Here is a 13,215-nt window from a genome sequence, read left to right on the forward strand (position 1 = left end):
GCTATTTGTTTCTTAAGTGATTGATTTTTAATCTTTTATTGGTGCTATCAAGTTGGCATGCAGGGTGCAGAGAAGAGGCAAGGAAAACCTGACTGATCTGCCAGTTAGCTAATGGAGAAGCGCCATGTCCATCGTCCGCCTGAATTTGTTCTGTGCCGTTGCCCTGTGTTCCTGTGGGGCTTTTGCCGCCCAGTCTGTCGAGACGGTTGCAGCCTGTGCCGTTACCGGAGAGTTCAATGCTTCCGGTCAGGCGATGGGGGGATATGCAGTAGGAGATGACACCCACAAGGTGCGTCCACGGACTGCCGAGGTCCTTGATGAGGAGGGTGGCTGGGTGAATGCCTCGGAGCTTCAGCCTCATACCCATGGTGCAGAGGCTGCACAGCCGCTGGCCAATAGCCCGCGCTGGGTGTTCTGAGTCGCAAGGAGCCATGACATGTCCAGAACCGCCCTGTGCCTGCTGATCCTAACCTGCCTGTGTCTGGCCGTGTTGTGGTTGGCCCCGGAGCTGGGAGTCGTTTCTTCTCTGTTGCTCAAATGTGCCAGCGGCCTGTTCGGCCTGGCGACCTTGGTGGCTCTGCTGGCTGGTCGGCGTATCAAGTTCGATCCTCAACTGCGCTGAGTCAGATGTTGGGCGCCGGTTCACTGCAGCGGCAAGCTGAAGTGAAAGCATGCGCCCTCGCCAGGGCGTGATTCTACGCCTAGGCGCCCACCGTGCAGCTGGACGATTTCCTGAGCCATCGCCAGTCCCAGACCGACACCGCCCTTGCGCCGGCTGAGCTGGACGAAGGGATGGAAGATCCTTGCCTGTTGGCCGAAAGGGATACCTTCGCCGTTGTCCTGAACGCTTACAATCACCTTTTCGCCCTGGCGTTTGGCCTGCAGGCGCACTGTGCCTCCCGGATTGCAGTGACGCAGCGCGTTGCTGACCAGGTTGTCCAGCAGGCGCTGCAGTTGGTTGCGATCCGCGATCAGAGGCGGCAGCGGTGCTTCCACCTCGGTGAGCAAAGTCAGTCCGCGCTCTGCGGCTTCGTCAGCAAACAGCGCTCGGGTTTGTTCCAACAATGCGGCGAGATCGCAGGGACTGCGCTCCAGGGGCTGCAGGCCATTCTGGTAGCGGGAAAAGTCCAGCAGGTTGTCGATCAGATGAACCAGTCGACGCATTTCCTCGTTCACGGTTTGCGCCAGATCTTGTTCGCGGCTGCCATCCTGTAGCTTCAGGCGCTCACGCAGCAGGCTGAAGGCCATGTGCATGCCGGTGATCGGTGTACGCAGCTCATGCGAGGCGCGCAGGATAAATTCACTGCGAACCCGCTCGAAGGCACGCTGTTTGGTCACGTCGCGCAGCACCATCACCGCGCCGACGCTGCCGCCCTGTTGCAGTTTCACCGGGGTCAGGGCCCAGGCCAGCAGGCGCAGTTCACCGTCGCGTTCGATTTGCAGGTCAGCCGGCGGCTCACGCAACAGTTCGCCGGCCAGCACCAGACGCAGCGCCTCGTCTATCGCGTGTTCGGGCAGCAGGGTGGCGATGGGCTGTTCGAGGCTGTCGGCGCTCCAGGCCAACTGACGCATGGCTACCGGGTTGGCGTGTTCCACCCGGCCCTGGGCATCGAGGATCACCAGGCCGTCGTCGATATTGTCCAGTACCGCCTTCAGGCGTCCCTGACTGCTGAGTAATTGCTGGAGGTTGCTGGAGTGGTATTCGCGCAGCGCTTCGGTCATCAAGCCGAAGCGACGGCTAAGTACGGCCAGCTCCACCACCGGTGAAACCGGTAGCACCACGTCGTACTTGCCTCGGCCGATCTGGTCGGCAGCGCGGGCCAGCATGTCGATGGGAGTGCCGAAGCGGCGGGCGATGCCGTTGGCCGTGAGCACGCCGATGGTCAGAACGGCCAGGCCGATAAAGCCGAGCAGCACGGCGATCAGTCGAGAGCGCTCACCGGTATGCTGTTCGGTCTCGATGACCCAGCGAACGATTTTGTCCTGTTCCTCCAGAAGGTGGTTGCGCAGGCGCTGGAATGCCTCGGTAAAGGGCTCGTAGGCGGCCAGGTTATGGGGGGCCAGGCCGTTTGTCATGCCGCTGGCGGCGGCCTGTTCCATCTCCTCGTGCAGACGCATTGCAGTGCGCAGGCCAGCCTCGTAACTTTCGCCCATGCCGGCGGCGATGCCCTCTTCGAAGGTGGTCTGAAAGGCCTGGCGGATCTCGCCCAGACGCTGAGGATCCGGCTCCTGGTCGATCAGCACCAGCAGTTCGTCACCCAGATGCTGGCGCAGCTTCTGGCCGATCTCTACAGCATTGAAGCCACGTTGAATAAGATCGCCCTGACGGTTGGCCATTTGCGTGACGCTGTACAGACCCAGCAGCAGGCCCAGCAGCGCCACGGTGATCAGCGCGGAGATGCTTAGGAACAGGCGGGTGCGAAGCTTTATTGGAAGCCTCATTGGGTTTCCCGGATCAGAGGTTGTACTGCTTGCGCTTGCGATACAGCGTAGAGGAGTCGATGCCTAGTGTTCTGGCTGCCAAGTCCAGGGTGTTGCTGTTGGCCAGTACTGCCGCAATGTGTGCCTTTTCCAGCTCTTCCAGGCTTAGTGCCGCGCCGATGCGTGGCGTGCTGACTGGGGCTTCCGTAGCACCGCCAAGACCGAGGTGGGATACCTCGACACTTTCCTGCTGGCAGATGATGCTGGCGCGCTCGATGACGTTGCGCAGTTCGCGGATATTGCCCGGCCAGTGATAGTTCTGCAGCGCGGTGATGGCTTTGGGGCCAAAGGCACAGGCCGGGCGACCGTATTCGCTGACGAAGCGGGCCAGGAAGCGCTCGGCCAGCGGGAGGATGTCCTCGTGGCGCTCGCGTAGTGGCGGCAGGGTCAGGGTGATGACGTTGAGGCGATAGAGCAGGTCTTCGCGGAAACGTCCTTCACGCACCATCTCGTTCAGATCCAGGTTGGTGGCGGCGACGATGCGCACGTCGGCATGGCGGGTTACCGGGTCGCCGACACGTTCGTACTCCTTGTCCTGGATAAAACGCAGCAGCTTGGGTTGCAGGGCCAGCGGGAAATCGCCGATCTCGTCGAGAAACAAGGTGCCACCGTCGGCCTGGCTGACCCGGCCCTGGGTGCTTTCGCTGGCGCCGGTGAAGGAGCCGCGGGCATGGCCGAACAGCTCGCTCTCCATTAGCTCTGCGGTCAGCGATGGGCAGTTGATGGTCACGCAGGTGCGTCGGGCTCGTCGGCTCCAGCCGTGAATGGCGCGGGCCAGTTCGCCCTTGCCGGTGCCGGACTCGCCGAGAATGAGGATATTGGCATCGGTGGTAGCGACCTGACGAGCAGTCTCAAGAATGGACATCATCGCCGGACTGTGCGAGTCGAGCCCGTCTTTGCTCTTGCTCACCTCGCCCTCCAGGGCCTCCAGACGTGCGGCCAGGGTGCGCAGTTCCAGCTGCTTGGCGGCCGCCAGGCGCAGTTGATCCGGTGTGCAGGGTTTGACCAGGTAGTCGGCGGCACCGGCCTGGATGGCGTCCACGGCGGTGTCTATCGCTGAATGCGCGGTGATGATCACTACCCGCATCCAGGGGGCCTGGATACGCATCTGTGCCAGCAGATCCAGGCCATTGTCCTCACCCAGGCGCAGGTCGAGGAAGCACAGGTCGAATACCTGGCGGCGCAGCAGAGCCTCGGCCTGTGCCGCGCTGCCGGCTCCGGAGACCTCGTATCCCTCGTCCTCCAGGCAGTAGCGGAAGGTGCGCAGGATCGCTGCTTCGTCGTCGACTAGCAGGATACGTCCATTGGTCTGCGCTGAATCTGCCATTGATGTACTCCATTACCTGGTTGATGCAGGTTAGTCAGGAAATGTCCGTGCAAGTTGCATGGGTCTTGCGTTCAGCCAACGCCTTGGGGCACGCGTCATATCTCCCTGACGCGGTTAAAGCCGACCCATGGTTCCGTGCCGACCTTACAACAGGTCATGTCAGTTGGCCGATCCGCAGGACGGCAGGAGGGATGTCTGTCAGCCGATGCTCATGAGCATAGAGGCCCTCCTGCTGCGGAACAATGCAAGCGCCATGAGCCTGCCAGCTCCTTCGTCATCCAACTGTCACATTAGTTTCATAGAGTGTTCACGTGGCCTGCCAATACTGGGCCCCGTTCCACCCAACACTAATCCTGCTAGGAGCAAGGCATGAAACTGAAGCGTTTGATGGTGGCCCTGACGTTCGCCGCCGCTGGCGTAGGCGCCGCCTCGGCGATCGCCGCTGTCGACCCGGCTCTGCCGAACTATGAGAAAACTTCGGGTGTATCGGGCAATCTGTCCAGCGTCGGTTCCGATTCGCTGGCCAACCTGATGACTCTGTGGGCCGAGGAATTCAAGAAGAACTATCCCAACGTCAACATCCAGATCCAGGCGGCCGGCTCCAGCACCGCGCCACCGGCCATGACTGAAGGCACTGCCAACATGGGTCCGATGAGCCGGCCGATGAAGGACAGCGAGATCCAGGCTTTCGAGGAAAAGTACGGCTACAAGCCTACTGCGGTTCCGGTCGCCATCGATGCTCTGGCGGTGTTCGTGCACAAGGACAACCCGATCAAGAGCCTGACCATTGAGCAGGTTGACGGCATCTTCTCCAGCACCCTGTTGTGCGGTGGTAAGGATATTCGTACCTGGGGCGATCTGGGGCTAACCGGTGAATGGGCAAGCAAGCCGATCCAGCTGTTCGGTCGCAATTCGGTATCCGGCACCTACGGTTATTTCAAGGAAGAGGCCCTGTGCAAGGGTGACTTCAAACCCAGCGTCAACGAACAGCCGGGTTCGGCCTCGGTGGTGCAGTCGATCTCCAGCACCCTGAACGCCATTGGCTATTCGGGCATCGGCTACCGCACTTCCAGCGTGCGTGCCGTACCGCTGGCCAAGCAGGATGGTGAGGCTTACGAGGCAACCGAGGAAAACGCCCTGGCTGGCAAGTTCCCGCTGGCGCGCTTCTTCTATGTCTATGTGAACAAGGCGCCGAACCAGCCGTTGAGCCCGCTGGATGCCGAATTCGTCAAGCTGATGCTGTCGAAGCAGGGCCAGGAGGTAGTGCTCAAGGATGGCTATATCCCGCTGCCGTCCAATGTGGCTCAGAAGGCGCTCAAGGAACTGGGGCTGTAACCCTTCCGCTGTATCGTCGAATGCCTGTCGCTCGTTGCGAGCGACAGGCATTGGCGTGTCGGCGGGTTGTCATCTTTCTGTCACACAGCTTCGCTAGATTGTCCAGTATGGGCAGCCGCAGGCGCTGCTAACTCGCTCGCGCAGAGACCGCTTCGCATGAATGACTTGGCCAAAGACCCGGTGAACCCGTCGCCCAATCCCCTGGGTATCGACTTCAACACGCCTGCCCTGCAGCGCAAGCGCCGGCTGCGCACGCTGAAGGATCGGCTAGCCCGCTGGTACGTGTCCGTTGGTGGTCTGGCTGTGCTCGGCGCCATCACTCTGATCTTCTTCTACCTGGCCCATGTGGTGCTGCCGATGTTTCAGGGCGCCTCCATCGAGGCGCGGCCGGCACAGCAGCCAGCCTGGCTGGCCGAGGCCGGGGAGCCACTGCTGCTGGCGCTGGAGGAGCAGAATCAGGTCGGCCTGCGTCTGAACAGTGGCGGCAACGTGCATTTCTTTGCCCTGCGTAGTGGCGAGATGCTGCAGCAGGTACAACTGCCGCTGCCGGCCGGCACCAGCATCACTGCCGTGAGCCAGGATCAGCCGGGCAGCCGGCGCGTTGCTCTGGGCCTGTCCAATGGCGAAGTGCTGGTAATTCAGCACAACTACCGGGTCAGCTACCCGGACAATGTACGTACCATCACGCCGCAGATCGATTACCCCTATGGCGAGGCGCCACTGCCGCTGGATCCGCAGGGCCGGGCATTGCGCCATGTGGCGCTGAGTCTCAATGGCGGCAGCCTGATGCTGGCAGGCAGCAGTGGCAGCGAGCTGAACCTGAGCGCCATTCGCCGCGAGGAAAACCCTTTTACTGGTGAAGCCAGCGTTGATGAGCAGCGCATCCAACTGCCGCAGATCGGCGAGCCGGTCAATCAACTGCTGTTCGATTCGCGTCAGCAATGGTTGTATGTATTCAATGGCGAGTCCGCTGTCGATGTGTTCGACCTGCGCAAGCGCAGCCTCAACGGCCGCTACGATGTCCTGCGTGATGCCGGCAATCGCGTGACCAGTGTCACCGGCCTGCTCGGTGGCACCTCGGTGATGATCGGCGATGCCAAAGGCGGCATCCAGCAGTGGTTCATGGTGCGCGACAAGGACGGCAAGTCCAGCTTCCAGGCGGTGCGCAGCTTCCATCTGGGAGACAGCGCCATTACCCAGATACTGCCGGAGGAGCGACGCAAGGGCTTTATGGCGATGGATGCCGAAGGCCGTCTGGGGGTTTTCCACAGCACCGCACACCGCACCCTGCTCAGAACTTCCGTGACTGAGGGCGCGGCTCTCGCCACCCTGTCACCGCGGGCCACCCGACTGCTGGTGGAGGCCGACGGGCAGCTACGCCGTTTCGTGGTGGACAACCCGCACCCGGAGATTTCCTGGAGCGCACTGTGGGGCAAGGTCTGGTATGAAAACTACGCAGAACCTGATTACGTCTGGCAGTCGACTTCGGCCAACACCGATTTCGAGCCCAAGCTGAGCCTTTCTCCGCTGGCCTTCGGTACGCTCAAGGCAGCCTTCTACGCCATGCTGCTGGCTGCGCCGCTGGCGATTGCCGCGGCTATCTACACCGCCTACTTCATGGCCCCGCGCATGCGTACCAAGGTCAAGCCGGTGATCGAGCTGATGGAGGCACTGCCGACGGTGATCCTTGGTTTCTTCGCCGGCCTGTTTCTCGCGCCCTTCCTGGAGAGCCACCTGCCCGGAATTTTCAGTCTGTTGCTGCTGATGCCGGTGGGTATTCTGCTGGCCGGTTACTTGTGGAGCCGGCTGCCGGACGCACTGCGTCACCGGATGGCGGATGGCTGGGAGGCAGCTCTGCTGATCCCGGTGGTGCTGGCTGTGGGCTGGTTGTCCCTGGCTCTCAGTGGACATCTGGAGAACTGGCTGTTCGACGGCAACATGCGCCTGTGGCTAAGCAATGACCTGGGTATCCCGTTCGATCAGCGCAATGCCCTGGTTGTTGGCCTGGCGATGGGCTTTGCGGTGATTCCCAACATCTACTCAATCGCCGAGGACGCCGTGTTTAGCGTGCCCAAGAGCCTGACCTTCGGTTCTCTCGCGCTTGGCGCCACTCCCTGGCAGACCCTGACGCGGGTGGTGATCCTCACTGCCAGCCCGGGAATCTTCTCGGCGCTGATGATCGGCATGGGCCGCGCAGTGGGCGAGACCATGATCGTGCTGATGGCCACCGGCAATACGCCGATCATGGACATCAATATCTTCGAAGGCATGCGTACCCTGGCGGCCAACGTTGCGGTGGAAATGCCCGAGTCGGAAGTGGGCGGCACCCATTACCGCGTGCTGTTCCTCGCTGCATTGGTGCTGCTGCTGTTTACCTTCGTGATGAATACCTTGGCCGAACTGATCCGCCAGCGCCTGCGCACTCGTTATTCGTCGCTATAGCAAACCAACAGATGACCCTCTATCGCTTGCGAAAGAGGGCTTGCAGGGCGGGAGGGTAGTGTGGACACCACGGCTCTATACCCCGCCCCCTCTCCCGTAAGCGGGAGAGGCTAGGTAGAGAACGATTTCATTCAAGGTGTCATGCCGTGAAAAAGTACAACCTGAAAACCTGGTTCAAGAGCGGCGCCCCCGGCGTGTGGATGAGTGGAGGTGCCGTCGCCATCGCCATCATCATGACCCTCGGTCTGCTGGCGGTGATCGCCACGCGCGGGCTGGGGCACTTCTGGCCAGCCGATGTGCTTGAGGCCGACTACCAAGTACCGCAGCAGGAAAGCCAGGTGCTGCTGGGCGAGGTGGTTCAGCGTGAGGAGGTGCCGCGCGCGCGCCTGGCTGCCGCAGGGCTGCCGGTAGCCGAGGAAGGCGGCGAGTTCATGACTCGCGAGCTGCTCAAGGTGGGCAACCGCGAGCTGTTTGGTGCCGATTTCTCCTGGGTGGTGGGCGAGTGGCTGAGCAATCCGCGCAAGCCCGCCGAGGTGACCGTACTGGAACGGCGCGAGTGGGGTAACTACTACGGCTACCTGCTGGCAGTGAAGGAAAATGGGCAGGTCGTTGCCGAGGGCGAAGCTGCCTGGACGGCTCTGCAGGAGCGTCTGCAGCGTGTCGAGCAGCTGCATGCGCGGCTGGTGCGACTGGAAAAACGCGATATTGGCCGGATCAACCATGCTCTTGAGCGCATCCGTCTGGAGGGGCGCAAGCTGGCGCTGGAGGGGCGTCTGGATGAGGCGGCCCAGGCCGACATGGATGCCCGCCGTGAAGCATTGAACGCCGAATACCGCCAGCTGGAGGAGCAGATGGTTGAGCTGGTCGGCCAGGTCAACCGTGACAGCGTGACCTTGCGCGCCAGTGACGGCCGTGTCAGCGAGATTGCCTTGGGCAAGGTGGTACGGGCTTTCCGTCCCAACGCCATGAGCATGACGGACAAGCTGGGACATTACGGGACGAAACTTTGGGAGTTTGTCAGTGACGAGCCGCGCGAGGCCAACACCGAGGGCGGTATTTTCCCGGCGATCTTCGGCACCGTGCTGATGGTCATCCTGATGGCGGTGATCGTCACGCCGTTCGGTGTGATTGCTGCGGTGTACCTGCGTGAGTACGCCCACCAGGGCACTCTGACGCGGATCATCCGCATTGCCGTGAACAACCTGGCCGGGGTGCCGTCGATTGTCTATGGGGTGTTTGGCCTGGGCTTTTTCGTCTACGTACTGGGTGGCTCCCTCGACCGCCTGCTGTTCCCGGAGGCAGCACCGGCACCCACCTTCGGCACACCCGGGCTGATGTGGGCCTCGCTGACTTTGGCCATCCTCACCCTGCCGGTGGTCATCGTTGCCACCGAGGAAGGCCTGGCGCGTATCCCGCGGGCGGTGCGCGAAGGATCGCTGGCGCTTGGTGCGACCAAGGCCGAGACGCTTTGGAAAGTGGTGATTCCGATGGCCAGCCCGGCGATGATGACCGGCCTGATCCTCGCCGTGGCGCGTGCTGCCGGCGAAGTGGCACCGTTGATGCTGGTGGGGGTGGTCAAGCTGGCACCGAGCCTGCCGCTGGACGGCAACTACCCTTACCTGCACCTGGATCAGAAGATCATGCACCTGGGCTTCCACATCTATGATGTCGGCTTCCAGAGCCCCAACGTCGAGGCTGCACGGCCGCTGGTGTACGCCACCGCGCTGCTGCTGGTGGTAGTCATCGCCCTGCTCAATATCAGCGCGGTCTATATCCGCAACCACCTGCGCGAGAAATACAAGGCGCTGGATCACTAATGCGGCTGCGAGCGCCTGGCGCTTGCCGCTCGTGGCTACGAACGGAGTGAATGTATGCAACAAGAAGCCCATTCCCGCGGTATCGACCTCAGTGCACTGGGCCGCAGCCGCCAGAACCTGAGCCTGGACAGCGAAACCACCGCTATCGAAGTGCCGGGGTTGAACCTGTACTACGGTCAGAAGCAGGCGCTGTTCGATGTCTGCATGAACATCCCGAAACAGCGGGTGACCGCCTTCATCGGCCCGTCCGGCTGCGGCAAGTCGACCCTGCTGCGCACCTTCAACCGGATGAACGATCTGGTCGATGGCTGCCGCGTTGAAGGCGAGGTGAATATCGACGGGCGCAACATCTACGCCAAGGGTGAGGATGTGGCCGAGCTGCGCCGCCGCGTCGGCATGGTGTTCCAGAAGCCCAACCCCTTTCCCAAGAGCATCTACGAGAACGTGGTCTATGGCCTGCGTATCCAGGGTATCAAGAGCAAGCGGGTGCTGGACGAGGCCGTAGAGTGGGCGTTGCAGAGCGCGGCGCTGTGGGACGAGGTCAAGGATCGTTTGCACGAGTCGGCACTGGGCCTGTCCGGCGGTCAGCAGCAGCGTCTGGTGATCGCCAGAACCGTGGCGGTTCAGCCGGAAGTCCTGCTGCTCGACGAACCCTGCTCGGCGCTCGATCCGATCTCCACACTCAAGGTCGAGGAGCTGATCTACGAGCTCAAGCGCCAGTACACCATTGTCATCGTTACCCACAACATGCAGCAGGCGGCGCGGGTCTCCGACTACACCGCTTTCATGTACATGGGCAAGCTGGTGGAGTTTGGCGATACCGACACGCTGTTCACCAACCCGGCGAAGAAACAGACCGAAGACTACATCACCGGTCGCTACGGCTAACGCCTGCTGGGGTGAGGCCGCCTTTCTGCGCGGCGCCTCCTGAGCCGAGCACTTTCGCCAAGGCCGGGACGACTGGATTTCAAGAACCTGATTCGCTGCACAAGGGCTCGACCATGAAAGACAACCATACCCAACACATCTCCCAGCAGTTCAATGCCGAGCTTGAGGACGTGCGCAGCCATCTGCTGGCCATGGGCGGGCTGGTGGAGAAGCAGGTCAACGATGCCGTTACCGCATTGATCGAGGCCGACTCCGGCCTGGCTCAGCAGGTGCGTGAGATAGACGAGCAAATCAACCAGATGGAGCGCAACATAGATGAAGAGTGTGTGCGCATCCTGGCTCGTCGTCAGCCGGCAGCCTCCGACTTGCGTCTGATCATCAGTATTTCCAAGTCGGTGATCGATCTTGAGCGCATCGGTGACGAGTCGACCAAGATCGCCAAGCGCGCCATCCTCCTAACCGAAGAAGGCGAGTCGCCACGCGGTTATGTCGAAGTGCGGCATATCGGTGATCAGGTGCGCAAGATGGTCAGTGATGCCCTCGATGCGTTTGCCCGCTTCGACGTCGATCAGGCGCTGGCCGTAGCCCAGCACGACAAGAGCGTGGATCGCGAGTACAAGACAGCGCTGCGCGAGCTGGTCACCTACATGATGGAGGATCCGCGTTCGATCTCCCGTGTGCTCAACGTGATCTGGGCGTTGCGCTCGCTGGAGCGGATCGGTGACCACGCACGCAACATCGCCGAACTGGTAATCTATCTGGTACGCGGCACCGATGTCCGGCATATCGGCCTGACACGCATGCGTGAAGAGGTGGAGGGACACACCAGGGACTGAAGCTCCGACGGGATTTGCAGGCTATTCGGCGTTTTCCGTTGGCCTTTGGCCACTAGCCATGACTATCCTTATCGTCATTCGTACAGGAGTGGCCGATGAGCAAAGTCAGTGTGCTGGTTGTGGACGATGCGACCTTTATCCGCGATCTGGTCAAAAAGGGGTTGCGCGACCATTTTCCCGGTGTGCAGATCGTTGAGGCGGTCAACGGGCGCAAGGCCCAGCAGATTCTGGCCCGAGAGAGCATAGAGTTGATCCTCTGTGACTGGGAAATGCCGGAAATATCCGGGCTGGAGCTGCTGTCCTGGTGTCGCGCGCAGGATGCTCTGAAGAGCGTTCCCTTCATCATGGTTACCAGTCGTGGAGACAAGGAGAACGTGGTGCAGGCCATCCAGGCTGGCGTCTCCGACTATATCGGCAAGCCGTTTTCCAACGAACAGCTGGTGTCCAAGGTGCGCAAGGCCCTCAGCCGCACCGGCAAGTTGCAGGAGCTGCTTGCCAGCATCTCACCGAAACTGCTTAGCAGCGGAGCGCTGGCCAATGACTCGCTGGCGGTACTGACTGGCGGCAGGGTCGAATCCGCCCAGCCGAGCGCTCCTGCGACGCCAGTCGCAGCACCGCTTCCTGCTCCGACTCCTGCGGCTTTGCGATCTCCGTCGCCGACACCGGCACGAGCACCGGCTGGCCGTGGTCAGGGCCAGCTGCGTTTGCCTTCCGGCACCATGGCCTGTGTGATCAAGGCGCTAAGTCTGAAAGAAGCACTGCTGGTGGTTAGGCGTGGCGAGGCGCTGCCGCAGGTGCTGGAAAGCGCGGTGCTTGATCTGGAGCAGGGCGAAGCCGCCGAGATCGCTCGCCTCAATGGCTATTTGCACGCTGTGGCGGCCTTTGAGCCAAGGCCCGATAGCGACTGGCTGCAACTGACCTTGCGTTTCGTCGACCGCGATCCGCAGAAGCTCGACTACCTGTCGCGGCTGATTGCCCGGGGGACGGCGCAGAAGCATTTTATTCCCGGCGCCTGAGCCCGACGGGCGGCGGTGAGCCGCTTCACAGCCTGAGGTTTGCTGGCTCGCGATCGGCCGCCGGCACTGCTAGGCTTGCCTGCTGGAATATCAAAGAATCATAAGGTTCTGTTTGCTCCCTGCAGGCACTGCCGTGCCGCCTGCGCAGGGTGAATGGGCCAAGCTCCGAGTCGTTATGCTAGGGCGTCTGATCTATCTCTGTGGCCTGCTGCTTATCAGCAGTCATGCGGCTGCGCTGACCATTTACAAGTACGTCGACAAGAACGGCGTGGTGACCTATAGCGATCAGGCGGCGCCAGGTGCCCAGGTGTTCGTGTTCAACGACCGCATGGTGGAACGCCTGGACGACCAGGTGAAGCTGGAGACGAAGAAGCATCAGGCCGGCGAAACCCTGCTGGTGCGAAACGATCTGTATGCGCCGGTGGAGATCGAGCTGAAGCTGGAGCAGGTGGAGAACGCCATCGGCGCGCCGGACAAGCCGATTCGCTGGGTGTTGCCGCCGCGCAGTCATATCCGCCTGGCCACCCTGGCAGCGCAGGATGCCGACAAGCCGCTGCGCTACAAGCCGAAGCTGCGCTATGCCTTGGGTGACCCGCGGCTAAAGCCGAGCATTCATCGCTATCCGCTACCTTGGCGTGGCGGCCCCTTCCGTCAGACTCAGGGCGCCAACGGCACCTACAGTCACTTCACGCCCAAGGGCCGTTACGCGGTGGACATCGCCATGCCAGAAGGCACACCCATCATTGCCGCGCGGGGCGGTGTAGTGGTCAAGACGGAAAACCGTCAGAGTGGTCGGGGAAACAACCCGGCCGGCAACTTCGTCAGGATCCTGCACGATGATGGCACCATGGGTGTCTACCTGCACCTGATGAAGGGCTCGGTGGTTGTGCGGGAGGGCCAGCGAGTGGAAACCGGCACGCTGCTGGCGCGCTCTGGCAACACCGGCAACAGTACCGGACCGCACCTGCACTTTGTGGTGCAGCGCAACGTCGGCCTGGCGGTGGAGTCGATTCCTTTCAGTTTCCGCCAGCCGGTCAACAGCCTGCCCAACTTCGCTGTGGGCGGCGAGTAAG

At 61.7% G+C, this 13,215-nt stretch carries 11 protein-coding genes; 9 read left to right on the forward strand and 2 right to left on the reverse strand.

Annotation, left to right across the window (positions count from 1 at the left end):
* Positions 1–124 precede the first annotated feature (124 nt).
* Together NCCP436_RS13020 and NCCP436_RS13025 are read left to right on the forward strand one after the other, a co-directional pair.
* Positions 125–418 (forward strand): hypothetical protein, encoded by a 294-nt coding sequence (locus NCCP436_RS13020; protein ID WP_220804426.1) that lies wholly within the window; start codon positions 125–127, stop codon positions 416–418.
* 18 nt (positions 419–436) lie between these two features.
* Positions 437–622 carry a PA3371 family protein gene (locus tag NCCP436_RS13025; RefSeq protein ID WP_220804427.1) on the forward strand — a complete coding sequence of 62 codons (186 nt, stop codon included), beginning with the start codon at positions 437–439 and terminating at the stop codon, positions 620–622.
* A 20-nt stretch (positions 623–642) separates the two neighbouring features.
* On the opposite strand, the gene NCCP436_RS13030 is transcribed toward NCCP436_RS13025, so the two are convergent.
* Positions 643–2,442: an ATP-binding protein gene (locus NCCP436_RS13030; RefSeq protein WP_220804428.1), complete on the reverse strand. Its 1,800-nt coding sequence runs from the start codon at positions 2,440–2,442 to the stop codon at positions 643–645.
* Between the two features lie 13 nt (positions 2,443–2,455).
* Complete coding sequence (gene algB / locus NCCP436_RS13035; protein WP_220804429.1) at positions 2,456–3,808, reverse strand: sigma-54-dependent response regulator transcription factor AlgB; 1,353 nt, start codon at positions 3,806–3,808, stop codon at positions 2,456–2,458.
* 369 nt (positions 3,809–4,177) lie between these two features.
* Here algB and NCCP436_RS13040 point away from each other — a divergent pair, with 369 nt between their 5' ends.
* The 7 genes from NCCP436_RS13040 (at position 4,178) to NCCP436_RS13070 (ending at position 13,214) form a co-directional block, all read left to right on the forward strand.
* Positions 4,178–5,143 (forward strand): PstS family phosphate ABC transporter substrate-binding protein, encoded by a 966-nt coding sequence (locus tag NCCP436_RS13040; RefSeq protein WP_220804430.1) that lies wholly within the window; start codon positions 4,178–4,180, stop codon positions 5,141–5,143.
* 156 nt (positions 5,144–5,299) lie between these two features.
* Entirely contained in the window at positions 5,300–7,585 is a 2,286-nt protein-coding gene (locus NCCP436_RS13045; RefSeq protein WP_220804431.1) for an ABC transporter permease subunit, read from the forward strand.
* Between the two features lie 200 nt (positions 7,586–7,785).
* Positions 7,786–9,402 carry a phosphate ABC transporter permease PstA gene (gene pstA / locus NCCP436_RS13050; protein ID WP_220804494.1) on the forward strand — a complete coding sequence of 539 codons (1,617 nt, stop codon included), beginning with the start codon at positions 7,786–7,788 and terminating at the stop codon, positions 9,400–9,402.
* A gap of 54 nt (positions 9,403–9,456) precedes the next feature.
* Entirely contained in the window at positions 9,457–10,290 is an 834-nt protein-coding gene (gene pstB / locus NCCP436_RS13055; RefSeq protein WP_220804432.1) for a phosphate ABC transporter ATP-binding protein PstB, read from the forward strand.
* 113 nt (positions 10,291–10,403) lie between these two features.
* Positions 10,404–11,126 carry a phosphate signaling complex protein PhoU gene (gene phoU / locus NCCP436_RS13060; protein WP_220804433.1) on the forward strand — a complete coding sequence of 241 codons (723 nt, stop codon included), beginning with the start codon at positions 10,404–10,406 and terminating at the stop codon, positions 11,124–11,126.
* Between the two features lie 95 nt (positions 11,127–11,221).
* Entirely contained in the window at positions 11,222–12,142 is a 921-nt protein-coding gene (locus tag NCCP436_RS13065) for a response regulator (RefSeq protein WP_220804434.1), read from the forward strand.
* Between the two features lie 175 nt (positions 12,143–12,317).
* Complete coding sequence (locus tag NCCP436_RS13070) at positions 12,318–13,214, forward strand: peptidoglycan DD-metalloendopeptidase family protein (RefSeq protein ID WP_220804435.1); 897 nt, start codon at positions 12,318–12,320, stop codon at positions 13,212–13,214.
* The last annotated feature ends 1 nt before the right edge of the window (position 13,215 follow it).

This window comes from Pseudomonas sp. NCCP-436, from assembly GCF_019656335.1.
In the GTDB taxonomy this organism is placed as follows: domain Bacteria; phylum Pseudomonadota; class Gammaproteobacteria; order Pseudomonadales; family Pseudomonadaceae; genus Aquipseudomonas.